The following is a 21,757-nucleotide window of genomic DNA, read 5'->3' as shown; positions in this document are numbered from 1 at the left end:
AGCTTGGCAGCTTCCGGGTCGGGGTCGACGCCCTGCCCACCGCAGCGGCGGCACGGCGCGCCGGCGCCGAGACAGAGCACGCAGACCCCTGTCATCGGCGCGGCCGTCCGGGGCAGGGCTGGTTGGTGGCGTGGGAGCTGGAGCTGTTCGCCGTGCCGCCGGGAGGAACCCAGACGGTGCCCCGACAGTCCGGGCAGTTGTCGATCGTCGCCCCGTCGAGGTCGCTCACGGGGTCGGCTCCGCTTGGGCCTCGAGCGCGGCGCGGATCTCGGACGCCTTGTAGCGGCGGTGTCCACCCAGGGTCCTTCGGACGGTCAGCAGGCCGGCATCAACCCAGGTGCCGACCGTCTTCGTGTCGACGCCGAAGATCCGGGCGACCTCGCCGGGCTTCAGGAGCCGCTCACCGTCCGGCTCGGATGTCGTCATGATCATGTCCTTCGGAGTGGGATGCCGGCGAACGCCTCCGCCGGCTGCACGAGCGGGGACGGGGAGGCCGGTACCGGGCCGAAGCGGCGGGAGCAGATCAACCGGGCGGGCAGCCAGCCGAACGACCACGGCGTGTCCGAGCCGAGGCGGGTGCAGTCCGGGGCGACCAGGTGGATGTGGAGGATCGCGGCGGCCAGCCACGGCCCGTACGGCACGCCCTCGGTCTGCGCGGTCTCGTGCAGCCAGCGGTGCGCCAGCCCCGGCGTGTCCGGGCCGTGCAGGGTGAGGACGGTCTGATGGTTGGTGTGCAGCCACAGCTGGTCGGCCGTGATCATTGCGTCGAGGGGGATGCCGTGGCGGGCGGCGTCGGCGACGATCTGCGCGAGATCCCCTGCGAGCATCGGCCACACCGCAGCCCAGTCGGGATGGTCGACGGCGTAGCCGAGGGTCTGGACCTGCGGGCCGCCGTTCACGGCTGGGCCAGAGCGATACCGAGGTGGACGCCGACGGCCAGCGCCAGCAGGGCGCCGAGGGTGAATAGCAGCACCCAGGCGGCGGCGACCCATCGGCGCGGCCGGGGGGCGTACAGGGGGCCGGGGGGTTCCAGGGCGGGCCAGCCGGCGCCGGGGATCGGCATCCCGTCCGGGCCGATCACCGCGTCACCTCGGCGGGGATGAGGGCGCGCAGCGGGGTCAGGACCGTGTCCAGCTCGGCCGTGTCGAGCGGCGGAATGACGGTCACGAGGCGGACCAAGTGGCCGCGCCAGCGGGTCTCCGTCTCCACGTGGACCTTCGGCGGGTCACCCGACGGCACGCCGACGGACAAGCTGCCGAGGTCGAGGCTGAGCCCGGCGGCGATCTGCGCGAGCGCGCGAACACGACCGGCGGCGTCCACCTTTCCCATCACCAGGATGTGGGCGGCCGCGTAGATGCCGCTACCGCCGGCGGTCATGACATCCAGCGTGACCGTCGGGTCGAGGTCATCGACGACCTCGGCGAGGGCGCGCAGGACGTCACCGCGGGTCGCGGTGGGGCGGGTCGGGGCGGTCACCGCTGGTCCCCGTCCTGCTCGTCGTCCTCGTCCGCGTCGTCGGCGCACAGCTCGCAGCCGTCGGCGGGCTGGTCGTCGTCGCGGTGGTCGTGGCAGAACGCCTTGACGCTGTGGTCCGCGCGAGCCTGGGCGCGCTCGTCCTCGGGGAACTGGGCGACGATGTTCTCAACCTCCTGGGCGGCCTGCTCTTTGGTCCACAGGCCGTCCTCGACGAACCCGCCTTCGGCTTCGGACCACACCCCGTACTCGGTCACTGCTGCTGCCCCCCGTCGGTGTCGGCGGGCGCGGGCGTCTGGCGGGCCAGGGACAGGTCGCCCGAGGTGAACTCGCACGGGCAGGAGCCGCAGCCGCGGCGGCCGTGGATCAGCCCCATGTGGCCGCAGTCGCCGCAGCGGACAACCCCGTTCTCGTCGGTGCGCACCGTGGGGACCGGGATGGTCCGGGTGCAGGTGCAGGAGTGCTTACCGCGGCGGGCGAGCGTCGAGCGCAGGCAGGTGCCGCATCGGATGTCCGCGTCGTCCAGCGGGTCGCGCTGCTCGGCGGCTCGGTCTGCGGCGAACTCCGCCGCCGTGAGACCGAACTCCCGGTCGGTGACCGGGCAGGCCGCCAGTTCGACACCGACGGTGCAGCCGACGACCATGCAGCCATCCGGGCCGTGAGCGACCGCGCTGTGGGTGCACATCCGGCAGACGCCGTCCTCGGGTGCGGCCGGTTCGGGCTGGACGTCCAGCGCGCTGATCCGCTCCTCGTAGGCGGCGGCGCGGGCGTTCGTCCAGCGCAGCTCGGCCACGACGCGGTTGATGTCACCGGCCTGATAGGCGGCGGTCAGCGCGCCGATTCCGGAGGTCAAGAGTTCGGCGGCGAGGCGGGTCACCGCCTCCGGCCTGTCCAAGGAGGCGAACAGCGCGCGGGCGCGGGCCTGTTCGCCCGGGGTGGGCTCGATCGGGTTGGTCATAGACTGCTCCCTGCAAGTTCGCGGCCGTCCTGCCCGTGATCTCTGACAGGGGATCGGGTGGGGCGGCCGTTTGCGTTGGCGTCTACGACCCTACCAGATTTCGTTGAAACTACCAATTCGTAGGAACTATCGAGTTGGGGTGGCCGACTCCGCCGGCTTCCGGCACCGCGGACACGGCACCACCGCATCCGGACCCAGCAGGTTCCCCCGCGGCGACGTGGCGCCAGGCGGAGCGGGAACCCACCCGTACTCGCAGGCCGGCGCCTCGGGGAACTCCGGGTCGAACCCGAGGTGCGTGCACTCGCAACCGGGCCGACCGCAGTGGCCGCCCTTCTCGGCGAGGACCCGCCAGGGCTCGCGTGGCGACGCAACGAGAGCGAGAGTCATGGTCGCCTCCCTGCCGAAACCGTAGATCGTAGGTTCGACGATACGGTGAGGCGACCAATATGGCTATCCCGTTACTCGGCCAACATGCGGCCGGGCGAGCAAATCAGCCGGCGGCCTCCAGGGCGCGCGCCTCCTCGCGGACTTTCGCCCGGTCTTTTGCGTGCTCAACGCAGGTCGGGCAGCGGCGCACCGCGTCGCCTGCGGGAAGGAGGCGTTCGACGATCGCGCTGCCGCCGATTCCCGGGATACCGCCGGTTTTGCCCTCGGCCGGCGGCGTGGTCCATCCCCGGTCGCACGGCTCGGCGCTGTCCGGGTTGTGTGCGCAGGGGCAGCCGGGGATTCCGCAGGAGCTGTCATCCCAGCGGGAACGGGGCGTGTCGGGCGGGCGGCGGCGGAGACGGAGCACTGGAGCGCCGGGTTCCGCGTTCACCAGCCGGCCCATTCGGCGAGAGCGTTCGCCGCGTGGGCGCTCTGCCGTTCGGACTGCTGCAATGCGCGCACCACGTCGCCGAGACGCACACCGGCTTCGCGGGCGACGGTGAGCGTCGTGAATCCCCGGCCACGCCTGCGGTCCATGGCGCCCTCGACCATTTCGGCGAGGTTGTGCAGGACCAGCCGGACGTACGGCGGGATCCACTCGCGGTCGGCGTCGAATCGGGCGGCGGCCGCGCGGGCGACCTCGGCAAGCGCCTGGCGGTCCCGGCCGGTCGGTGGGGTCGGGCCGCAGCCGGACACGGTGATGCCGTCGCCGACGTCGAAGGACCAGCGGTCGGTCATGACGCGCTCCGAGCGGCGGCGTGCTCGCGGGCGGCGTCGAGATCCCAGCCATGATCATCCAGCCAGTCGCCGAGCAGGGCGGCGGCGAACCGGTTCCGGGGGTTCTGCTGGCCGGTGAGCGCCGCGACGACGGGCAGACCTAGGGCTTCGCGGGCGCCCTCGATGCGCTGCCGGCGGTCCGTCTGCCGCGCCGTCTGCGCCTGGCGGTCCTGCCGGTCCCGCTCGAGGCGCACGGCGGCCTCGGCTTCGCAGCCCGCGCACCGACCGCCCGGCTCGATCTGAACCTTGTGCGTGATGCAGGTCGCCGGAGTCGGCGCGGTCCTGGCGAGGGCGTCAGCGGCCCGCCGCCAGCGGTTGCATCCCTGGCACGAGCAGCGGGCCGGACCCGGTGGGAGCGCCTTCGGTCCGAGGCGCCAGCCGAGCAGGATCGCTGCCGGGCGGCGCCGCTCGCCTTCCCGGGGGAAGTCCGCGACGAGGTGCTCAGCCAAGGCAGGGGCTGGCCAGCCGTGCGCCAGCGCGGCAGCGACAGCCGGCCGGACGGCGTGCAGCGTGCTGGGTGGCAGGCCGAGCGCCTCGGCGACCGGCTCGATGACCGCGTCGACGTCCTCGTCCGTCCCGGGCGCCTGCTCGTCGAATGGATCTTCTCCACCACCACCGTCTGGGTGCTCGGCCACGGCGGCGGGCGCGGGCTCACGCGGGTGGTGGTGGTTGGTCAGTTCTTGGTCAAGTACTTGGTCTTCCTTATAGGGCGTGTCGCTATCTTCCGGTTGAGGCGTCGTGATCTTCCTGTTGAGACGCTGCGATCTTCCGGTTGAGGGCTTCCGATCTTCCGGTTGAGCTGCCCTCTCAACCGGCGGCCCGGTGCCGGTTGAGGCCGTCGGGACCGTCGCCGCGTAGGTGCTCGCCGACGTCGACCCGTCCCCCCGCCGATGGCCCCGCGCGGTCCGCTCCAGATAGCCGGCGTCACGCGCCCAGCCGAGGTGCTCGCGAACGGCACGGTCGGAGACGCCCACGTCCCCAGCGAGGGTCTCCTCGCTGACGTGGCCGTTCGAGCCGTCCGAGTTCATGTAGGAGCCGAGCGCGAGCAGCGTGGCGAGACGGATCTTCGTCACGTCCGGACAGCCGCGGAGCCGGATCATCCACACTCGCGTCGATACGCGAGATGGCGCGCTCACCGGCAGCACTGCTTTCCATAGCGGTGCAGGTCGGCCTCGATGAGCTGCTCAAGAAGGTAGCGAGCCGCGATGTTGTAGGCGATGGGGTGGCGCACGATGCTTGGCGCAGCCGTCTTCGCGTCGGGACCGGCGAGCGTGCGGAGACGGTGTTTCATCCCCAGTCGATGGCCTCCGGGGTCGCTGTATCCGAACCACAGCGCCGTGCCGCAGGGCAGATCCGTGTAGTCCTCATCGTTCCAATGCGCCTCGTTGAAGCTGATCTCTACGGAGAGGGCTTCGACTTCGGGCTCATGTTCGACGATCACCCACCAGTCGAGCCCGTCGGGGTGCGGTGAGTGAACGACGTTGTAGAGGGGGTGTTCGCGAGTGATGGCTTGGCGTTCGGCCGCCTCGGCCCACGAACGCTCGTGGAAGTGATCAAGATCGATGTGTGCGACCTCGGTCCACCACGGCTTGTCGGCGGCGTGCTGACCGAAGCGTACGAGCGGCTGGTTGCTGATGCCGACGTATAGAAGGACCCGGTGGGAGTCGTACAGGCGATAGAGCGTCGTCGTCTCGGGGCGGCTCACCGGGCGCCGCCACGCGCGGTGACGGGGGTAACCGGGGCGTGCGTGGTCGCACGCGGGCATGCCAGAATCACGGGCGTACCGCTTTCTGTTGCTAGTCCCAACAGGGGTGGTGCGGCACCGCGCGAACCCGTTGCCAGCGGGTGCGGTGCATCGCCGTGAGGCGGGTGAACGGCCAGGCGGTGCCATCCGCCTGGCCGGGATCCTCCCGGCAAACCCGACCATACACTCCGGCCTGCCCGCAGCATGCGGGGCACGTCTGTTCGACTGGCCGTGTCGGCTCCGGTCAACCCCACACGCGACGACCGCGATATGGCCGTCACACTCCCGGGCATTCTTGCCCGGCGTCAGTCGCATTCGCGATACACTCGATTCTGATAGCGGGCATGCCCCGACGGGGGATATCCCGAATCTCTGGTAAACCGATCCGAGCTGCGAACTCGGTGACTGTGGACGGCCCGGCTGGGGTGGTAGCCGCCGGGCCGTTTCGCATGCCCTACCGTCGGCGCCTCCCCGTCTCCCGGAACCCCGTACAGGCCGGATAGGACAGCCGGACGTCCGTCGCTGGCCCTCGGGTCGCGTTCAGCTCGCATTTCCAGTAGCCGCGCGACGCCTGCCCATGCCGGAATCGGTTCCGGCAGTCCCGGCAGGTCCGCTGCTCTTCAGCAGGGAGAAGCCGAAGACGGGTCACCGGGTGCACGCCGCGGGCGAGCATTTCCCTTTTTCGGAGGGTGAGCCGCTGTCCGGCGGACAGCGGTTTCGGTTCGGGACCGATCGGCTGCGGGTGGATGGGCACCAGGGCGCCGCACGGCTCGTCCTCGAACAGGCCGAGCTGCTCGTCTTCCCCGGTCACGACGCGCCGCCGTCGAACAGGTCGCCCTGACCGGCCGCCACGGCCGACTCCGGCGGGGCGGCCAAGAGGCGAGCGAGCGTCCGAGCCTCGGCCTCGTCCACGTCGAGGCGGGCCGGGACGAGGTTCTGGCCTGGCACGCGCTGCTGGAACCGCAGATCGTCCGCCCACTGCGCGACGGCCCGCCGGCAGATCTCCGACACCGTTGCCGCAGGAAGGGCGACGGGCAGGCCCTGCGCCGGCGCGACCGCCCACGCGAGTGCGAACACCTCCCCATAGGGGATCTTCGATACGGGTTCGGGGAGGCGGGGGACGCGGCGCACGAACGCGGCCAGCGGCTCGGCCCGCTCATGCCGCCAGCGGCGGGCCTCCTCCCCATGCCGTTCGGCGCGCACCTCCCACGCCTGCCGCTCCCGCGCGGCCCCGGCGACCTTCTGCTCGGCGCTGACATGCAGGTGCCGGCAGCCATCCGGGACGCTGGCGGCGATCTCCTGCCAGCTTCGCGCGGAATGCTCGGCGGAGCGGCGCCGACGGCGTTCGTCGGCCGCCTGTTCCTCCGCGGCGTGGAGCGCCTCCTCCAAGTCCCGGATACGGGCCGCGGCCGCGTCACGTTCCGACCAGCCGGCCCGCATCTCCGCATCGGCGACCAGCTCGGGCGCGGCTGTGCGCCACCAATCCGGCACCAGGTCGACGGCGACACCGCGGCGGAGCAGCTCGCCGAGGACCCGGTTGAGGTGGCCGTGTGCCTCGCGGATCTTCCGGTCGGCGTCGGCCTGCGCCGCCGCGACCTGGTCGGCGTTCACACGGCCACGCTCCCGGCGTCAGCCAGGCCGAGCATGGCCAGGACCAGCGCGACCTCCGCCGGATCGGTGACGTGCATACGGACCCGGGCGGCTGCCCGTGCCGCAACCTCGGCGTCTACGGGCGCGATGTCCGCCTGCGGGGTGACCGGCGGCGGGACAGGTTTCTTCGGCGCAGGCCGGGCGCGTTCCCGTGCCCGCTCGCCCGCCGCACGGACCCGCTCCCGCTCGCATGCCGCCGTGGAATGCCACCAGCCACGGCCCGGGATCCGCCCCTTCGACCAGGGGACCGGTGTCTGGCAGGCCCCGCATGGCTGCGGCGGATGGGCCGCGGGCAGACCGGCGCGCACCCGCTCACGGCCCACCTGGCGCCGTTTGTGTTCCCGGCGGCACGGCGCCGCCGAGCACAGCATGTCCACGAACGCCGCACTGCCCACAACCGCGCTGTACCGTCGGCCGCACCGCTCGCAGGTTCGCGGCTCACGTTCACGCCGGGGTACGCCCTGGGCGCGCCGCTGCCGCTCCCCTTTGATCCGCGCCCGCTCCCGCCGGCATGCCGGATCAGCGGAGTACCAGGGCTGCCCCTCGCGCCGGCCGGCGCGGTAGGGCACGAGCTGGCCGCAGCCACAGGCACACGGCTGGGGTGGCGGGTCGACGAGGGTCCCGCAGCCGCACGGGCAGGGCCGCCGCCCGGTCACGCTGCCGCCCGCCGCCCGCGCCACGCCTGCTGCCGCTGCTGGGCGCCCCGCCGCCGGCAGGCCGCGTCCGGGCACCACCAGTCCTGGCCCTGCTGACGGCCAGGACCGGCCTGCACCGTCCGGTTGCATCCACCGGCGCACGGCTGGGCGTCGAGACGCCGGCCGGGGCAGCGGCGCCCCCGATGCTGGTGTGCTCTCAGCGTCCCGTCCGCGCGGACAGCGGTCCGCCGCCGGCACCAGGGGCACGGCTCACGGCGGGCGATCACGGCAGCCGTCCCAGCACGCGGGCCCGCTCCCGGTAGCGGACAACTGTCCGTGGGGCCACGTCGAGGTGCACGGCGATCTCCGCCGCGGACAGACGCCCGCGGGTCAGCTCCACCACCAGGCCGAGACGGCGGAAGTAGAGGCCCGCCTCGATGCCGGTCACGCCGATGTCCGGGCGGGACGGATCCGCTCGCCGAGCAGGAACCGGACGAGCCGGTCGGCGACGATCGCCGCGCAGTTCGGCGCCACGGCGTTGCCGTATCCCCGGGTGAGGTCACCGCGGGTGCCGATGCCGATGTAGCCGGGCGGGAACGCCATCGCCCGTTTGATCTCCCGATCGGGGTCGAGCATCCGGTAGGTGCACGCGTCTACCCGGGGGCTGTCGGAGGAGACCAGCGCGAACCGGTCCCGGGTCGACTGGGTGGGCAGCGGGACGAGGGTGGGGCTGCAGCCGCCGTTGCCGTAGTAGGAGGTGATCATGTGGCGTTGTCCGGTGGCCACGAGCGCGTGATGCTCACCCTGGGCGGAGAAGGTGCCCAGCGGCGCCCACGGCGAGTGCGCCCGGCCTTTCTCCCCGCCGCCGCGGAGACGGACGAGGAACGGCGTCACCCCGGACCGGGAGGTGGCGAGCGCCTCCCACTCGGTGGCGGTACGGGTCCGAAACGGCCGCACCGGCGACGCCGGATCGTTGTTCCAGCTCCCGCCGGTCGCGATCAGCGTCGGATCGGTTCCGAAGCGGGCGAGCCCGGCCGCGACCCGCTCCCGAGTGGCCTTGACCAGAGGTTTCAGGCCGAGGGCGGCGCGTTCGCCGATGAGCGGGCCGGTGTCCGACCAGTCGATGACGTCGGCCGCGGGCTGTACCAGCGGTTCGGCGACCGCCCGGCAGGTTGGGCAGCGATACCAGTACTGCCCGGACCGGCCGTACTTCCCAACCGGGGTGGTCCGCCAGACCCGTTTCCACACCTGCGCGGCGTCGACCAGCGTTTCGCAGCCGGGGCACCAGGAGGTGGCACGGATGTCGAGGTCGGGGCTGCCAGGTAGGGTGCGCAGCCAGTAGACGATGAAGATGCGGTCGCGGAGCTGGGGTGCGCGGGCGATGTTGAGGCTGTCGTCGGCGGCGAACGCCGCGTTGAGGGAGACGATGCGGAACTCGTAGCCGAGGTCTTCAAGTTCGCGGGCCCAACGGGGCCAGTGCTTCCAGCGGGTGACGACTTCGGCGACGTTCTCGACGATGCCGCCGAGGATCGGTTTGCCGCGCATGATGGCCGAGTCGAGCGCCCGCAGGACGTCGCGCATCGTGCCGCGGGACCGCTCGCCGGCCTCGTCTTCGGGCTGCTCGCCGTCCTCCCACATGTCGGCCTGGTCGCTGTCGCGTTTCTTGCCCTGCGCGTTGGTGTGGGCCGTGCAGCTCGGCGAAGCCCAAAAAAGATCTACGAGGGGCAGCCATCCGTACAGGTCGCCGTCGAAACGGTCGATGCTGACGTTCTTCTTCCGCCACAGCGGGTCGTTGTCACGCCAGCGGCCGAGGTCGGACTGCCAGTGGTCGGCCTGGCGATGGTTCGCGGCGTGGGTGCGGATGCCGGTGAGCCAGTGGTTGACCGCGAGGGTGACGTCGACTCCGGCGTACCGCAGACCGGTGGACGATCCGCCGAAACCGGCGAAGAAGTCCATCCCGATCAGCCCGGTGGCCCGTCGGGGGCGAGTGAGCGTCGGGTCGAGCGCCGGCAGTGAGGCGTGGTCGACGGTGACACGCCAACCGTCGGTCGGGTCGAGGACGGACGCGCTCACGCCGCATCCCAAGAGTGCCGCATCAGTCCGAGCTCGCCGGCGGCACTCGGGTTGCGGTGCGCCCAGTCGTGACACGAGCGACAGGTGAGCAGGACGTTCGCCGGGTCGGTCGGATCGCCGCCTCGGGAGCGCAGCAACGGCTCGTGTCCGTCTTCGGCGAGCCCGGTGCACACCCCGGCGACGCGGGCGCGGCACCACGGGTCCTCCTCGTACATGCCCCGCAGCAGCACCGCGCGGGCTGCGGACGTGGCGCGGGCCCGTGCTCGGCTGGCGGCGGAGGGTCGGATCGGCCCGGTTCGCGCGAGCGGGGCGCGGCGCTCGGACTCGGCCGAGCGGGGGAGCGGCGCCGTGCGGCGCTCGCGCGGACCGCCGCGGGCCAGCGGGGCCCGTCGAGGGATCACGGTGCGCCCGCCGGAGCTGCTGCGGCCGGCGGCGCGGCGGGCTCGGCCGCGTCGAGGGGAACGAGGACGAGCCGCATCCCGGCCCAGCGGGCCGCGCGGATCGCGGTGTCCAGGCCGATGCCGCGCCCGTGCCTGCGGCCCTTGAGGAGGACGGAGAACGTGGACGGCGCCAGGCCGGCTTCGATGGCCGCGTAGTCCTGCCGGGTCTGCCCGGTGACGGCCAGGTGGGCGCGGAGCGCGGCGGCGAGATGGTCCCGCAGGTCAGCATCGGGACCGAGTGCAGTGGCCATGCCTACGAGCATAGCTCGTTCTACGAATCTACCAATTCGTAGTATCTAAGTTGTGGGGTTGTGGTGATCCGTCTTCCCGGTGGCCGCGAGCGCCGCAGCGGCGACTGCCGCATCCCAGCCGTCCCGCCACGCCACCCGCGCGGACGCCGGCACCTCGGAAGGGATCGGCGGCGGCTCCCCAACCAGCCACACGACAGCAGCCGCGCGCCGGCGCAGCACCGACTCGGGCGGACGCTCCTCCACCCGCGCCTCCCGGTACCCGGCGCACGCCCCGTTGTCCGTGCCGCGCGGCCGCGCGTGGGCCTGGTCCCGCTCGGCGAACTTGTGCTCCTGGCGGAGCCGGCCGCACTCGCAGCCGTGAACCACGGGCCAGCGCGAGGCGGTCAAGACTCCCGCTCCGGCGTCGACAGCAACCGGATCCGCAGCGGTTCACCGGTCAGCGCCCCGCCGTACAGGCTGCCGTCCGGCCGCAGCGCACACCGATACCCACGAGCCCACACCGCGTACCAAGCGTGCGCCGGCCTGCCCGGCTCTCCCGGAACGGCGGACTCAGCGTGCACCAGGCCGGAACAGCCGCAGCCCGGTGTCGGGCACGTCTTCCCCCGCGGCCCTTCAGCAACGGACGGCCCGGATGCGTACCGGGCCATCCGCCCTGCGACCATCGGACACGCCACCTGCACGTAGCGGGCGCAGGCCGGATCCATCGGAGGCTCGTGGAAGACCCGCTCGGCGACCGCCTCGGCGCCACCGAACAGAACGATCGGGCCCTCGATGTACTCGCCGCAGATCTGGCAGAGCCGTTCCCGCCAGCACTGCTCGGCGCGCCGCCGGTCCTGCCGGCGGAAATCGACACCGCCATCGGCCAGCCGCAGTGCCACCCAGGGGATCACGAGGCCGCCGACGGTGGGCCGGTCGGCGAGCTGCACCGGGATCGGCGGGCGCGCCGTCGTCACCGGGCACCGCCCAGCGGTCCGACCGGTGGACGTTCCAGCCCCGGTGGGGTACGGGCGGGCAGCGCGGCCCGTGCACGCGGCGCCCACCTGCGGGCCCGTTCCCGCGCGGCATCCAGCTCGACGGCGAGCCGCTGCCGATGCGCGTCGATCCGCGGGGCGAGCCGTGCCGCGCGGGCCCGCGACGGCGGGGTCTCGAGAATCTCCCCGGTGCTGGTGTCGACGAGTATCCGGCCGTCGTCGACCGGCTGCGTGAACGTGCCACGCCCGGGCAGAGGCGGCGGCGCGGCCGAGTTTTTCTCCCGACGGTCCGGCCACTGGATCGGGGTACGCGGGAGGCTGAACATGGCTGGCTGCCACGCCGACGTGGGGGAGCCCATCAGCCGGCGTCTTCCAGACCGAGACGGCCCTGGGCCTCGCCGTAGTAGTGGGCATACAAGCTGCTCAGGCCCTTACTGGTGATCTGGATCGTCGGGGCGCCGAACTGCCGTTCTCCGGTTTCCTGGTCGATGAAGGGGTTCGGGTATTCCCGGAGCTTTCCGGAGTCGATGGCGGTCTGTTTCGCGCGCCAGCACTTCCGGGATCCTCGCCCCTCACGGCAGATCCAGCCGAGGTCCCGCATTTTGGTGAACAGACGGTCACGCCCAACCTTGATCCCGAGATCGTTGGAGAGGTGACCGGCGGCTACTGCGACGCTGACCGTGCCCTTGATCTCAGTGAAGGTGCGGCCTGCGGCGGCCAGGGGCTCCAACTCGCGGCGGCGCCGCTTTTCTTCCTCCGCCCGCGCTTCGGCGATCTGTCGCCGTTCCAGTTCGCCCGCCCAGCCGCGAAGCGCCTCGGCGTGGGTGGGCATGACCGCAGCCGGTGGCGGCGGTGCCGCGGCGAGAGAGTAGGCCCCTGCCCTACGGATGGATGGGATCACCTCGTGGGTGATCCACCGCTTGAACGCCTTCGCCTGCGGCTTCCGGCTGCGGAGGATCAGGCTGTAGAGGCCGGGTTCGTTGACGGTGGTCATCTGCTGGCGCCCACCGAGGGTGTCGGTAATACCGACACCCTTCTCGTCGTCATCGAGGGACGACAGCGCGTCACGCGAGTTGCGGATGTCGAGCACCGCGCAGATGTCAGCGGCCACCCACCACGGCTCGCCGTCGATGGTGAGCACGCGGACGGCGGTGCCCTCGAAGTCGAACGGGACGATCTCGGTCACCGGCTTCTCCTTTCGTTCGTGCGCCCCGGGGCGGGGGTCTGACCGCCTGCCCCGGGGCGGTGATGGAGCTACTCGACGGAGCGCATGAGAGCGCGTACTCCGTCGGCAATCTCGCGTCCGTCGGGGCCGCGCAGGCGGAGCGCGAACACCGGGCAGAGGGTCCCCATCTGGTCCCGGCCGCCGAGGGTGATGGCGGTCATGAGCATCTGCGCGGGCATCTGGGTACCGAGCGGGTCGCGGGCCTTGTCCTTCTGCTCGGCCTCGGCGATCTTCCTGTCGATCTCCTGTCGGCTCATGGACGGCGGGGTGATGCACAGCCGATCCCATGGGCAGGTCGCGCACAGCAACGCGGGCGCGGTGCCGCGGGCGAGCTCGTCTTCGACCTGCTTGTAGTCGCTCAACGCAGCCTCTCGTGGTTGGTGGTGTGGCCCCGGTGCCGTCCGGGGGGATCGGCACCGGGGCAGGCTGATGGGGGCTACGTGCCGGCGGCGGCCAGGCGTCGCCCGTCGCTCTCCCGGGCTCGCCGTTTCTTCCGCCGCTTCACCCGCTCCGCCTCAGCCGCGCGCAGCACCTGGAGCCGGCCGGTAACCAGCCGGTACAGCGTCTGCGTCATACGGCCCGCCATGGTTCGGGCGGCCGCGAGCTCAGCGAGCCGGGCCGCGGACTGCAACGGCTCCCGCCGCTGGTCCGGGGTCATCCCGGCCCGCAGGCCGAACGGATCGGTCGTCTCCTCGGAGGCGAGCCCTTCCAGGAGACACTCGAGCTGGACCGGGCAGTCAGCGCACGCCGCCCGGCCCCGCAGGTAGAACGAGGTCGCTCCACGTCCGGATGACTCCGGGTAGAACCATCCGAGGTCCAGGCCCCGACAGGCGGCCTCGCGGTGCCAGCCGGTGTCCAGGGCGGGCAGGTCGGGGACGGGGAGCAGCACCCACCGGCGTGTCAGGACGTCCCCGCTGGTCGTGCTCATGCCCCGGCCCGAACAGCGCGGAGGACCCGGCGGCGGCGCGGAGGACGTGGCGGACGGTTCGACCACCACAGCCACGCCCAGATCGCCGCCGCGACCATCTCGACGCCAGCCCACACGGCCTCGTGCCGCGACCAGTACCGGACCGCGCTCGCAAGACTCACGCAGGCGAGCCATGGGCTGAACATCGAGAGCATCGCGGCCCGAGGAGTGCCCCGGAAGGCGCAGACGATGGCGGCGCCCCATAGGACGCCCCGCGCGACGGTCAACGCGATGCCGACGCCCTCCATCAGAAGCTGCCCGTCGCGTCGCTCCGGGCGAGCGCCTGCCGCAGCGCGTCGCGTTCGCGGACCACCCGCGCCGCCTGCTTGTTGGCCGCGTCTCGCTCGGCACGGGCCTGCTCCAGCAGCGGCCAGATGGCCTCGGTCAGGCTGTCGACCTCGGCGGTTGCGTCCATGCCGAGCCGTCCCAGATGGGTGTCGGCGGTGCGGTAGACCATCCCGCGGCCTGGCATCTGCCGCAGGCCGAGGCTGGCCACGATGAACGCGCGCAGGTCGGCCGCGTCTCGTATTCCGGGCTCGTCACCGGCGGTCAAGGTCCACTCCGATCGTCTGGGTGTGTGGGGCTGCGCCGATGGCCCAGCCGAGAGGGGACGCGGGCACACACGCCGCCGCGCACGCGGGCCGGCGGGGTACCGCCGTACCGGTCGGGTCGATGGCGAGGAGGATCAGCACGGCGACCGCGGCGGCCAAGCCGACAGCGCCGGTCGCCCAAATCTCGACCGGCCGATCTCGCTTCTTGGGTCGCTCGGGCAGCGGGGCGCTGTGCTTACCCACGGCCTGCCGCCGGCATCGGGGAGCGGACACCGTCCCGGATGGCGGGGTGGACCTCGCCCCAGAACCCGGGCTCGGACTCCCACATCAGCACCGGCGCCGGCTGGGGTGGGAGACGGTGCGAGCCTGCCGGGGCGGCGTTGAGAGCGATGACGAGCGTGAACGTGGGCGCGCATGCGGCGAGCCCAGCGACCACCGTCCAGAACAGCGCCGGGGCGGGCCTCACCGCGGCCCCCGCAGACGCTCCGCGCGGGCACGAGCGAGACCGGCGGACAGGGACAGCAACTCCAGATCCTTGATGAGCCGGTCCAGCTCGGCCTCCGTCAGTCCGGAGCCGGTCGGCCCGATGCTGGCGAGCGTCTCCCCGACCTCGACCACCCTCTTCCGGGCCGTGAGGAGCTTCCCGGTGAGGTTGTCGAGGATGACCCCGCCGGCCGGGGTGGTCCCGGCCGGCGGGGAGACGTCGCCGCTCACCGTCGCGTCGCCTTCGAGGGGTCGCGCACGATCGTGACGCGCTTCGGCTTGTCCTCGTCGTCGTACAGGTCCTCGACGGCGAGCCCGAGACTCCGCATCGCCGTGGACTTCATCCCGCTGATCGACGCGACCGCCTCGAACCGGCGCAGCAGCCGCTCGACGTCCTCCGCCTTGAACGGCATGTCGGCCTCGCCGGTCTCCGCGTCGCAGAGCAGCATCGGAGCGACCCGGCCGAACGCCCGCCGAAGGTTCCACGTCCGGTAGTAGACCCGTTCCCGCTTGGCGACCCACCCGAGCTCCGGGTGCACGAACTTGTTCGGCTTCCACCCGAAGGCGCTGCGCGCGCGGTAGGACAGCTCGCCGCGGACGAGTGCGAGCTTCTCGACCACTTGGTCGACGGTGCCGGCGAGCTCGATCAGCTCGGCGAGCTGCGGGCCGCCCGGGAGCTGGTCGGATCCCTCGACCAGCCGCTCGGCGATGCCCAGCGCGGTGCCGAGCGCGGCGTGGACGTCCGACCACGTCATCATCGACGGCGGCAGGACCGGAGCCGGCAGGACCGGAGCCGGCAGGTCGCCGTCGCACTGCCCGACGAAGGCCTTGTCGTCCGGCAGTGCGGCCAGAGGCCACGCGCCGAGTCGGTCGGTCCCGCTCGACGCGGTAAGGGCGCCGGCGTCCAGGTCGACGAGGTAGGAGTACTCGACGCCGCCGTACTGGCTGCCGTCGAGGACCACCCCCGCCCGCATCGTCGCGGCCGGGTCCCCCTGGGTCTCCCGGAGCAGGACGTACCAGTCGGCCATCTCGCCGGAGCCGACGCGGGTGTTCGCGTACTCGCGGTACCGCTCGACGTCCTCCGGGCTCGCGGCCGAGCCCTCGTCGACGACGCGCAGCGCGCGGGCCTGCTCGACCAGCTCCGCCCGGTCGGTCTCGCGCAGCCAGCGCAGCACCGCGACGCCGAGTCCGTCCGGGTAGGCGTCCCAGTGGACGTACTGGATCTTCTCGGCGCCGTCGATCCGGACGCCCCACGTTCCTCGCGTGCCCACGGTGTTAGTTCCCCCGCTCATTGATGGTGGTGGTGGTCCAGCGGCGGTGGTGCGAGCGCACGACCCCCGCGTTCTGCTGCTGTCGGAGAGCCGCCCGCACCTGGTCGGGCGGCAGGTTGAGGTCGCGTGCGAGCCGGCGGGCCCGGACCGGGCGGCCGGCGATGTGGAGGGCGAGGAGTAACGCCCCGACCTGACCGGCGGTCACCGAGCACCGCCCGAGCTGGCGGTCAACGCGCCGGCCGCTGGGGCGGGCTCCGACGCCCGACTGGTCGCCCGTCGGTACACGGTGATCCGGTCGTTGATCCCGGACCAGCGCACCCCGACGTGCTCGGCGATCTCCTCCCAGTCGGCGTTCAGCGCCTCGTGGAAGTCGTCGTTGGCGGTGCACCCCCAGTCGCCCTCACCGATGTAGATCACCCGGTCACCCCGGTACGCCGCGAGCGCGTCGGCAGCCATCGAGCTCATCGGCGGCCAGCACAGAAACAGTGGATGCCGCTTCAGTGCGGCGTCCTGCGCGGTTCCTCGGAGGACCGTCTGGAAGACCGGGCGCAACTCCAGCCCGTCCGGGCCCTTTTCCTGGCACCACCCGTTCTCGTCGAGGTCGGGCGGGGCGATGTCGTAGGGGATGACCGGCACGCCGCGCTGGGAGAGCTGCCACGCCCAGTAGCCGGTACCGGCGCCGATCTCCACGAGTCCGCCGTTCGCGTGCTCGGCGACGAACGAGACCGACGCCGGGTCGGTGATCGCCCACGAGTAGCGGCGGACCAGGTCGTTCCGGCTCGGCCCGGTGGGCTTGAAGGTCTCCGGGTGGTAGGCGAAGCTCTCGGGCGACCACGGTTCGCCCGTGAACCGAAGCCGGCTGGTCGGCATCTGGCGGACGATCTGCCAGTACGGGTTCTCGACGCCGGGCGGGTCGGCCATCAGCCGCGCGTCGAGCGAGGCGGGGACGCCCCCGGCCGCCGGGATGGCGGCCGGGGTGCCCTCGGTGCTGCTGGTCACGCCGCCTGCTCGCTCGCGGGAGCCTGCTCCTGGCCGTCGTCGTCCTGCGCGAACGTCGCCGGGTCGACGCCGGCGCCCTCGGGGATCTGCTCCCCGGTGAGCAACTCGACGCCCGCGGCGGTCTCCTCGACCGCGCGGACCGCCGCCGTGGCCTCAGCCTCGGTCAGCGCATCCAACCCGTCGATGTCCCCGCGGCCCGTGACCCGGACGGCGACGATCAGATGCTCGTCGGCGTCTTTCGCGCCCCGGTCGACCATGGCGGTACGGAGCCGCAGCAGTGTGTCGTCGCTGGCGAGCCCGAGCGCGCGGCGCCGTGCGTTGAGCCAGCCCTTGAGGTGCGCGGCGCCCGCCCCGGTAAGGTCGCCGGTCTTCTCGTTCTCGGCGAGGCGCGCCTGCGCCGCCCTGAGCTGGTCGACGCCGGTAGCCGCCTTGATGTCCGCGGTGAGCTGGTTGACGAGATCCGCGTCGGTCGGTCCCGACTGCGCCGGCTGTCCGCCGCGTCCCGGCCGGTTGGCCGGTTGCGGCGCGGCTGCCGAGCCGGCGCGCTCGTCCGCCGTCAGTTCCCCGCCGGTCGTCGGCTGGTAGTCCCGGACCTGCGCGGCCTGCGGGTCGACTCGCAGCGCATCGAAGACGAGCCATTCGAGGAGACGGCCGTCCGCCGCCTTATCGATGACTTGCTGCGGCTTGTCCCGCCCCGGGCGGATCCCCGCGTGGACGGATCGGGCGCCGATGATCTCCGGGGGGCCCGTGCGGGACATCCGCACCCATACCGTCGCGTCGTAGGCGAGGCTCTTGTGGCCCTCGACCCGATAGTCCTTCTTCCCCTCGACGGGCTTCCCGCCCTCAACGAGGGCGATCTCCTTGCCGCGCGCGAGGAGAACCACGACGCCGGGGAACGTGAGCAATTCCGTCATCAACTTCCGGTAACGGGCGCCGGAGTCGTTCCACAGGTCCATCGACACCGTGACCTCTTCGTCCGGGCCCTTCTTCCGTCGGGCGCGGGCACGGTCGGCGGCCCAGTCCTTCAGCCCCTCCCAGATGTCGCCGATCGTGTCGACGCCCAAGGCGACCGGGGGCTGGCCGTTGTCGACCGCCCAGCGGGCCAACGCCTTCACCTCGCGGACCCGCGTCAGGATCTGGGCGTAGGTGCCGTCGTGGTCGAGGATCTCGAAGCGGGCGCCGGGCACGTTGCCGTACTCCTCGGCGGTGCCCTCGCCGAGGTCGAGGTAGTAGGACTGGCCGATCCGGGACGAGCCGGAGAACTCGGCGAACGCCCAGCTCTTGCCCGCCTTCTCGCCACCTTCGACGAGGATGACCGGCCAGGGAACGCGGCCGGTCGGCCTGCGGGACTTGACGGCCGGCGGCGCGGGCATGGTGGGAGTGCTCATGCCTGCACCGCCCGGGTGTTGCTGGCCGGCGCGGCGAGGCGCGGCCGGCTATTCTGCTGCTGCGGTTCCATCTGCTCTTCTCCGTTCGGGATGGGGCCTGCTGGGTGTCCGCCCGGATGCGACCCGGGCGGCACCGTCTTCTCTTCTGCTGGGGTGTCCCAGTTCTCGCCGAGCACGGCCGCGATGGCGGTCCGCCAGCGGTCACAGCTGTTCCGGCCGGTCTCCATGAGGGAGACCGCCGCCTGGCTGACGCCGAGGTGTGCGGCGAGGTCTCGCTGGTGGAGCCCGGCGGCGATGCGGGCCGCGCGGAGCTGCTCGCCGTGTCTGCGGCGGGCTGGTGCGTAGGGGGGTGCCCCGTCGGCGGCTGTCCGTGCCACGTCTACGAGTATAACCGAATCCTACGAATTGGTAGACATGGCGGCACGACCAATTCGTAGATCATATCGCGAACGGCCTGGTTGTGGGCCCGATGGGCGTCTCTTGCTAGTCGCTCGTTCCTCGTATAACCGAATCGGCTATCATACGATCATGACGTTCCGGCGCCTGCTCCGCGACAAGATCGGCACAGGGGACGGCCAGTACCGCAAAGTCGAGGACATGGCGGCCCGCCTCGGCGTCACACCCAGCGCGGTCTACAACTGGCAACAGGGCAAGAGCGAGCCCCGGGGCAAGCTGCGGCAAATGCTGGATATCGCCGAGAGGCTTGGCTACGACCGGGCCGAGGCCATGCGGATCATCGACGAGGACGACGAGCCGACACCGGGCCCGACACCCGAGCAGGTCCTCGCCGACGTCGCCCACATGCCGCCTAACGTAGTCGTGCGCTTCCTCCCTGGCGGCGACCTTGCCGCTGGTGACCCCGCGGCGTGGGCAGCCGCGTGGGCTGCGGTGATGCCGATGATCGAGGCGCTGGCCCGCAGACAGGCCGGCCAGGCATAACAACCAGCCATCAAACGGACCATCACTGTCCGTTAACGACCCTCCGTACTGCCCGGATTTGTCGGCTACACAACGGAATCGCGGACAACAAGCTGACATGCCGCAGCTAGGAACCTTGTCGCACTCTCGCTCCGAGCAGTAGACATCACCCTCTGCACATGTGCACATCGCACATGGGAGGGGACGTCATGCAGGCGATCGTCACAAGCCCCGCACGCATCCGGGAGACCGTCACCATCCTCGGTCCCGACGGATTTCTCGTCATCATCGTCAACGCGGCACGGCTGGCCCGGACACTCCTGGACGCCACCGCGGTCCGGCTCCCGGGCGGCTGGGGATGGGAGGACATGACCATCACCAGCGGCGAGCCGGACCCCGCTGGCACCGCCGAACTCCTGCGCCGTCTGACCGCGATCCTGGAACTGACCTCCGCCGAACAGGAGGAGATCCGCATCCACGTCCTCCGTGACCTGCGGGTTTCCATCGATCCGGGTCACTCGGACGGGAGTGGGTCGCAGGTGCCGTCGGCGCGGGGGAGCTGTACCGGCCGCGCCGGCCAACCTGGGTAGACCCTGCCTGGCTTCGATGAAGCTACCAATTGGTTATGTCGTCGAATCAACCTTTGTGGTAGACATGGACTAGGCGGTACGAGACGGCACCGCATGGACCAGGTGGCACGGAGGGGGCGGGCATGGCGCGCACATGGACCGAGCGGGAGATACGAGACCTCGGCGTCACCACCAATCTCGAGAACGCCGCGTCGATTCTCGGGATCAGCCGCGCCAGCGCCTACAACCTTGCGAAGACGCACGACTTCCCGGTCCCGGTCATCCATGCCGGCAGCCGCTACAGCGTCCCCGTCCACCCGATCCTGGTGGCGCTCGGCCTGGAGCCGGCGAGCCCGCGGGCCACCCCGATACCGGCCTGACCGGCACCGGGAGGCTGGACCGATGAAGGTCCTGACGGAGAAACGCTGCGGCTGCAAGGACGAGAGGGGCAAGCAGCTCGGGAAACGCTGCCCGCTGCTGCGTCGCCGGGGGCACGGCGCTTGGTCCTACCGGGTGAACGTGCCGAAGGAGCTGCAACCGCTGGTCGGGAAGACCCAGTTGCGGGAATCAGGGTTCGCGACGCAGGCGGAGGCGGAGCACGCCGGGCAGGTCGATGTGACCCGGGTGCTGGCGGGCCGGCAGGCCATCGGCTCCCTCACGACCGGCGCCTACCTCGATGACTGGCTGGAACGGAAACGTGCGGTCAAGCCGTCCACGGCACGCAGTTACGAGGGGCATATCCGGGTCCACATCCGGCCGTTGATCGGCGACATCCCCCTGAGGGGGCTGACCAGCGACCACATCGACACGATGTTCGAGCGGATTCGCCGCGACCGCGCTGGCGCGACGGGCCCGGGGACGATCTCCCGGATCTACGCCACCCTGCGGGCTGCACTGAACGACGCGGTGAAGAAACGGAAGATCGACTTCAATCCGATCTCCGCCGTCGAGCTCCCGAGCTACCAGCCGGACGAGATCGAGCCATGGGAGGCCGAGGAGGTCGGCCGGTTCCTGGACGAGACCATCGGCGACCGTCTCGCCGCGATGTACGAGCTGATGGCTTTGCGTGGCCTGCGCCGCGGCGAGGCATGCGGGGTGACCTGGGCCGGCCTCGACGAGGACCGCGGCGTGCTCACGATCCGCCAGCAGATCGTCGACAACGGCGGCGACCTCCACGTCTGGTCCCCGAAGACGCGCTCCGGCCGGCGGAAGGTCGATCTCGACTCCACGATGGTCAGCGCGCTGTTGGCACATCGGATGCGGCAGAACGAGGAGCGGGAGGCGTTCGGCGACACCTGGAACAACGGCTTCCTGCCCGACGACCACGGCGATCGCGTCCACCTCACCGATCTGATCTTTACCCGCGAGGATGGCCGACACCTCGACCCGCAGTACGTTTCGCAGCACATGCAGGTGATCGCCCGCCGGGTCGGGCTATGCACCCGCATCGTCGCCGATGCTGCGGTAGGCGCGTGGACGGTGAACGTCGGACGCCGCCACTTCGCACCGGAGGGCACGTGGACGGTCCACCGGGACCGGGAGCCGATCGGCGCGGTGACGGTCGCGAAGTGCGTTCGACGCCGTGGCTCCGGTGCCACCCTCAGCTTCACCGCGCCGCTGCCGTTCGCACTACAGGCCGGCGACGAACTCGGCGAGAACCTGCTGTCACGCCGCCGGCTGCACGACCTTCGGCATTCGACGGCGTCGATCGCGATCGGCGCCGGCGCGGACCTGGTGCTCGTGTCGAAGAGTCACGGCCATTCCTCGACGCGCGTGACGAGCGACCTCTATACCCATCTGCTGCGGCCAGCGGGCCGGGACGTGGCGGAGAGGATCACGGCTGCGGTGCCGCGTCGCCCACCGGGCGCCCACCGCGATCAAGAGAAGAAGAAAGGGGGGTGACCCGAATGCGTTTTAGCAGGTCAGAAGCATATTCACGGGTGCGCCGTCAGGGACTTGAACCCCGAACCCGCGGATTAAGAGTCCGC

35 protein-coding genes are annotated in these 21,757 nt (G+C 71.6%); 5 read left to right on the top strand and 30 right to left on the bottom strand.

Annotation, left to right across the window (positions count from 1 at the left end; all coding sequences use genetic code 11):
* Positions 1 to 91 precede the first annotated feature (91 nt).
* The 10 genes from AC6EXY_RS14900 to AC6EXY_RS14855 all read right to left on the bottom strand — a co-directional run bounded on the left by AC6EXY_RS14900 (position 92) and on the right by AC6EXY_RS14855 (position 5,339).
* Positions 92 to 229, bottom strand: coding sequence for a hypothetical protein (locus tag AC6EXY_RS14900; protein ID WP_499817230.1), 138 nt, complete (start codon positions 227 to 229; stop codon positions 92 to 94).
* Entirely contained in the window at positions 226 to 426 is a 201-nt protein-coding gene (locus tag AC6EXY_RS14895; RefSeq protein ID WP_499817231.1) for a helix-turn-helix domain-containing protein, read from the bottom strand. The genes AC6EXY_RS14900 and AC6EXY_RS14895 overlap by 4 nt, the downstream gene beginning before the upstream one ends.
* Before the next feature lie 2 nt (positions 427 to 428).
* The gene (locus AC6EXY_RS14890; RefSeq protein ID WP_499817232.1) at positions 429 to 899 is read right to left on the bottom strand and encodes a hypothetical protein; all 471 of its coding nucleotides are present in this window, start codon (positions 897 to 899) and stop codon (positions 429 to 431) included.
* Positions 896 to 1,081, bottom strand: a complete 186-nt coding sequence (locus AC6EXY_RS14885; RefSeq protein WP_499817233.1) for a hypothetical protein — start codon at positions 1,079 to 1,081, stop codon at positions 896 to 898. The genes AC6EXY_RS14890 and AC6EXY_RS14885 overlap by 4 nt, the downstream gene beginning before the upstream one ends.
* Positions 1,078 to 1,476, bottom strand: coding sequence for a hypothetical protein (locus AC6EXY_RS14880; protein ID WP_499817234.1), 399 nt, complete (start codon positions 1,474 to 1,476; stop codon positions 1,078 to 1,080). Before AC6EXY_RS14880 ends, AC6EXY_RS14885 begins: the two co-directional genes overlap by 4 nt.
* Complete coding sequence (locus tag AC6EXY_RS14875; RefSeq protein WP_499817235.1) at positions 1,473 to 1,730, bottom strand: hypothetical protein; 258 nt, start codon at positions 1,728 to 1,730, stop codon at positions 1,473 to 1,475. Before AC6EXY_RS14875 ends, AC6EXY_RS14880 begins: the two co-directional genes overlap by 4 nt.
* Positions 1,727 to 2,431 (bottom strand): hypothetical protein, encoded by a 705-nt coding sequence (locus tag AC6EXY_RS14870; protein ID WP_499817236.1) that lies wholly within the window; start codon positions 2,429 to 2,431, stop codon positions 1,727 to 1,729. Before AC6EXY_RS14870 ends, AC6EXY_RS14875 begins: the two co-directional genes overlap by 4 nt.
* Positions 2,432 to 3,244: 813 nt before the next feature.
* Entirely contained in the window at positions 3,245 to 3,595 is a 351-nt protein-coding gene (locus tag AC6EXY_RS14865; protein WP_499817237.1) for a hypothetical protein, read from the bottom strand.
* Positions 3,592 to 4,707 carry a hypothetical protein gene (locus AC6EXY_RS14860; protein ID WP_499817238.1) on the bottom strand — a complete coding sequence of 372 codons (1,116 nt, stop codon included), beginning with the start codon at positions 4,705 to 4,707 and terminating at the stop codon, positions 3,592 to 3,594. Before AC6EXY_RS14860 ends, AC6EXY_RS14865 begins: the two co-directional genes overlap by 4 nt.
* A 59-nt stretch (positions 4,708 to 4,766) precedes the next feature.
* Complete coding sequence (locus tag AC6EXY_RS14855) at positions 4,767 to 5,339, bottom strand: GIY-YIG nuclease family protein (protein WP_499817239.1); 573 nt, start codon at positions 5,337 to 5,339, stop codon at positions 4,767 to 4,769.
* 616 nt (positions 5,340 to 5,955) lie between these two features.
* Between AC6EXY_RS14855 and AC6EXY_RS14850 the strand changes: the two genes are divergently transcribed.
* Complete coding sequence (locus AC6EXY_RS14850) at positions 5,956 to 6,219, top strand: hypothetical protein (protein WP_499817240.1); 264 nt, start codon at positions 5,956 to 5,958, stop codon at positions 6,217 to 6,219.
* Here the strand turns inward: AC6EXY_RS14850 and AC6EXY_RS14845 are convergent.
* The 20 genes from AC6EXY_RS14845 to AC6EXY_RS14750 form a co-directional block, all read right to left on the bottom strand.
* Complete coding sequence (locus AC6EXY_RS14845) at positions 6,186 to 6,989, bottom strand: hypothetical protein (protein ID WP_499817241.1); 804 nt, start codon at positions 6,987 to 6,989, stop codon at positions 6,186 to 6,188. The genes AC6EXY_RS14850 and AC6EXY_RS14845 overlap by 34 nt on opposite strands.
* Positions 6,986 to 7,759 carry a hypothetical protein gene (locus AC6EXY_RS14840; protein WP_499817242.1) on the bottom strand — a complete coding sequence of 258 codons (774 nt, stop codon included), beginning with the start codon at positions 7,757 to 7,759 and terminating at the stop codon, positions 6,986 to 6,988. Before AC6EXY_RS14840 ends, AC6EXY_RS14845 begins: the two co-directional genes overlap by 4 nt.
* A 187-nt stretch (positions 7,760 to 7,946) precedes the next feature.
* Positions 7,947 to 8,111, bottom strand: a complete 165-nt coding sequence (locus AC6EXY_RS14835) for a hypothetical protein (RefSeq protein WP_499817243.1) — start codon at positions 8,109 to 8,111, stop codon at positions 7,947 to 7,949.
* The gene (locus AC6EXY_RS14830; RefSeq protein ID WP_499817244.1) at positions 8,108 to 9,736 is read right to left on the bottom strand and encodes a DNA cytosine methyltransferase; all 1,629 of its coding nucleotides are present in this window, start codon (positions 9,734 to 9,736) and stop codon (positions 8,108 to 8,110) included. Before AC6EXY_RS14830 ends, AC6EXY_RS14835 begins: the two co-directional genes overlap by 4 nt.
* Positions 9,733 to 10,137 carry a hypothetical protein gene (locus AC6EXY_RS14825; protein WP_499817245.1) on the bottom strand — a complete coding sequence of 135 codons (405 nt, stop codon included), beginning with the start codon at positions 10,135 to 10,137 and terminating at the stop codon, positions 9,733 to 9,735. Before AC6EXY_RS14825 ends, AC6EXY_RS14830 begins: the two co-directional genes overlap by 4 nt.
* Positions 10,134 to 10,427, bottom strand: coding sequence for a hypothetical protein (locus AC6EXY_RS14820; protein ID WP_499817246.1), 294 nt, complete (start codon positions 10,425 to 10,427; stop codon positions 10,134 to 10,136). The genes AC6EXY_RS14825 and AC6EXY_RS14820 overlap by 4 nt, the downstream gene beginning before the upstream one ends.
* A gap of 45 nt (positions 10,428 to 10,472) precedes the next feature.
* Positions 10,473 to 10,814, bottom strand: a complete 342-nt coding sequence (locus AC6EXY_RS14815) for a hypothetical protein (RefSeq protein ID WP_499817247.1) — start codon at positions 10,812 to 10,814, stop codon at positions 10,473 to 10,475.
* Positions 10,811 to 11,380 (bottom strand): hypothetical protein, encoded by a 570-nt coding sequence (locus tag AC6EXY_RS14810; RefSeq protein WP_499817248.1) that lies wholly within the window; start codon positions 11,378 to 11,380, stop codon positions 10,811 to 10,813. Before AC6EXY_RS14810 ends, AC6EXY_RS14815 begins: the two co-directional genes overlap by 4 nt.
* Entirely contained in the window at positions 11,377 to 11,724 is a 348-nt protein-coding gene (locus AC6EXY_RS14805) for a hypothetical protein (protein ID WP_499817249.1), read from the bottom strand. Before AC6EXY_RS14805 ends, AC6EXY_RS14810 begins: the two co-directional genes overlap by 4 nt.
* Positions 11,725 to 11,756: 32 nt before the next feature.
* Positions 11,757 to 12,584: a BRO family protein gene (locus AC6EXY_RS14800; protein ID WP_499817250.1), complete on the bottom strand. Its 828-nt coding sequence runs from the start codon at positions 12,582 to 12,584 to the stop codon at positions 11,757 to 11,759.
* Between the two features lie 68 nt (positions 12,585 to 12,652).
* Positions 12,653 to 12,985 (bottom strand): hypothetical protein, encoded by a 333-nt coding sequence (locus AC6EXY_RS14795; protein WP_499817251.1) that lies wholly within the window; start codon positions 12,983 to 12,985, stop codon positions 12,653 to 12,655.
* Positions 12,986 to 13,059: 74 nt separating this feature from the next.
* Entirely contained in the window at positions 13,060 to 13,551 is a 492-nt protein-coding gene (locus AC6EXY_RS14790; protein WP_499817252.1) for a WhiB family transcriptional regulator, read from the bottom strand.
* Between the two features lie 286 nt (positions 13,552 to 13,837).
* Positions 13,838 to 14,143, bottom strand: a complete 306-nt coding sequence (locus AC6EXY_RS14785; RefSeq protein WP_499817253.1) for a hypothetical protein — start codon at positions 14,141 to 14,143, stop codon at positions 13,838 to 13,840.
* A 233-nt stretch (positions 14,144 to 14,376) separates the two neighbouring features.
* Positions 14,377 to 14,607, bottom strand: a complete 231-nt coding sequence (locus AC6EXY_RS14780; protein ID WP_499817254.1) for a hypothetical protein — start codon at positions 14,605 to 14,607, stop codon at positions 14,377 to 14,379.
* Complete coding sequence (locus AC6EXY_RS14775) at positions 14,604 to 14,855, bottom strand: hypothetical protein (RefSeq protein WP_499817255.1); 252 nt, start codon at positions 14,853 to 14,855, stop codon at positions 14,604 to 14,606. Before AC6EXY_RS14775 ends, AC6EXY_RS14780 begins: the two co-directional genes overlap by 4 nt.
* On the bottom strand, positions 14,852 to 15,895 hold the full coding sequence (locus AC6EXY_RS14770) for a hypothetical protein (protein WP_499817256.1): 1,044 nt from the start codon (positions 15,893 to 15,895) through the stop codon (positions 14,852 to 14,854). The genes AC6EXY_RS14775 and AC6EXY_RS14770 overlap by 4 nt, the downstream gene beginning before the upstream one ends.
* 4 nt (positions 15,896 to 15,899) lie before the next feature.
* A complete protein-coding gene (locus AC6EXY_RS14765) occupies positions 15,900 to 16,100 on the bottom strand; it encodes a hypothetical protein (protein ID WP_499817257.1) in 201 nt (66 codons plus the stop codon).
* Entirely contained in the window at positions 16,097 to 16,894 is a 798-nt protein-coding gene (locus AC6EXY_RS14760; RefSeq protein WP_499817258.1) for a class I SAM-dependent methyltransferase, read from the bottom strand. Before AC6EXY_RS14760 ends, AC6EXY_RS14765 begins: the two co-directional genes overlap by 4 nt.
* Positions 16,891 to 18,282, bottom strand: a complete 1,392-nt coding sequence (locus AC6EXY_RS14755) for a hypothetical protein (protein ID WP_499817259.1) — start codon at positions 18,280 to 18,282, stop codon at positions 16,891 to 16,893. Before AC6EXY_RS14755 ends, AC6EXY_RS14760 begins: the two co-directional genes overlap by 4 nt.
* Positions 18,279 to 18,659: a helix-turn-helix domain-containing protein gene (locus tag AC6EXY_RS14750; protein ID WP_499817260.1), complete on the bottom strand. Its 381-nt coding sequence runs from the start codon at positions 18,657 to 18,659 to the stop codon at positions 18,279 to 18,281. The genes AC6EXY_RS14755 and AC6EXY_RS14750 overlap by 4 nt, the downstream gene beginning before the upstream one ends.
* Positions 18,660 to 18,810: 151 nt before the next feature.
* Between AC6EXY_RS14750 and AC6EXY_RS14745 the strand changes: the two genes are divergently transcribed.
* The 4 genes from AC6EXY_RS14745 to AC6EXY_RS14730 all read left to right on the top strand — a co-directional run bounded on the left by AC6EXY_RS14745 (position 18,811) and on the right by AC6EXY_RS14730 (position 21,671).
* Positions 18,811 to 19,221 carry a helix-turn-helix domain-containing protein gene (locus tag AC6EXY_RS14745; RefSeq protein ID WP_499817261.1) on the top strand — a complete coding sequence of 137 codons (411 nt, stop codon included), beginning with the start codon at positions 18,811 to 18,813 and terminating at the stop codon, positions 19,219 to 19,221.
* A gap of 188 nt (positions 19,222 to 19,409) precedes the next feature.
* A complete protein-coding gene (locus AC6EXY_RS14740; protein WP_499817262.1) occupies positions 19,410 to 19,790 on the top strand; it encodes a hypothetical protein in 381 nt (126 codons plus the stop codon).
* Between the two features lie 122 nt (positions 19,791 to 19,912).
* Complete coding sequence (locus tag AC6EXY_RS14735) at positions 19,913 to 20,149, top strand: DNA-binding protein (RefSeq protein ID WP_499817263.1); 237 nt, start codon at positions 19,913 to 19,915, stop codon at positions 20,147 to 20,149.
* Positions 20,150 to 20,171: 22 nt separating this feature from the next.
* Positions 20,172 to 21,671, top strand: coding sequence for a site-specific integrase (locus tag AC6EXY_RS14730; RefSeq protein ID WP_499817264.1), 1,500 nt, complete (start codon positions 20,172 to 20,174; stop codon positions 21,669 to 21,671).
* Positions 21,672 to 21,757 lie beyond the last annotated feature (86 nt).

The sequence above is a fragment of the Frankia sp. RB5 genome, assembly GCF_059816245.1.
The sequence above is the reverse complement of the archived record's forward strand: the minus strand, read 5'-3'. Positions and strand labels throughout refer to the sequence as shown.

Bases quoted from the DNA above. Each gene is read 5' to 3' on its own strand.
- AC6EXY_RS14895 (WP_499817231.1), bottom strand. From the start codon at position 426: ATGACGACATCCGAGCCGGACGGTGAGCGGCTCCTGAAGCCCGGCGAG.
- AC6EXY_RS14870 (WP_499817236.1), bottom strand. From the start codon at position 2,431: ATGACCAACCCGATCGAGCCCACCCCGGGCGAACAGGCCCGCGCCCGC.
- AC6EXY_RS14865 (WP_499817237.1), bottom strand. From the start codon at position 3,595: ATGACCGACCGCTGGTCCTTCGACGTCGGCGACGGCATCACCGTGTCC.
- AC6EXY_RS14850 (WP_499817240.1), top strand. From the start codon at position 5,956: ATGCCGGAATCGGTTCCGGCAGTCCCGGCAGGTCCGCTGCTCTTCAGC.
- AC6EXY_RS14820 (WP_499817246.1), bottom strand. From the start codon at position 10,427: ATGGCCACTGCACTCGGTCCCGATGCTGACCTGCGGGACCATCTCGCC.
- AC6EXY_RS14805 (WP_499817249.1), bottom strand. From the start codon at position 11,724: ATGTTCAGCCTCCCGCGTACCCCGATCCAGTGGCCGGACCGTCGGGAG.
- AC6EXY_RS14790 (WP_499817252.1), bottom strand. From the start codon at position 13,551: ATGAGCACGACCAGCGGGGACGTCCTGACACGCCGGTGGGTGCTGCTC.
- AC6EXY_RS14755 (WP_499817259.1), bottom strand. From the start codon at position 18,282: ATGAGCACTCCCACCATGCCCGCGCCGCCGGCCGTCAAGTCCCGCAGG.
- AC6EXY_RS14745 (WP_499817261.1), top strand. From the start codon at position 18,811: ATGACGTTCCGGCGCCTGCTCCGCGACAAGATCGGCACAGGGGACGGC.
- AC6EXY_RS14740 (WP_499817262.1), top strand. From the start codon at position 19,410: ATGCAGGCGATCGTCACAAGCCCCGCACGCATCCGGGAGACCGTCACC.
- AC6EXY_RS14735 (WP_499817263.1), top strand. From the start codon at position 19,913: ATGGCGCGCACATGGACCGAGCGGGAGATACGAGACCTCGGCGTCACC.
- AC6EXY_RS14730 (WP_499817264.1), top strand. From the start codon at position 20,172: ATGAAGGTCCTGACGGAGAAACGCTGCGGCTGCAAGGACGAGAGGGGC.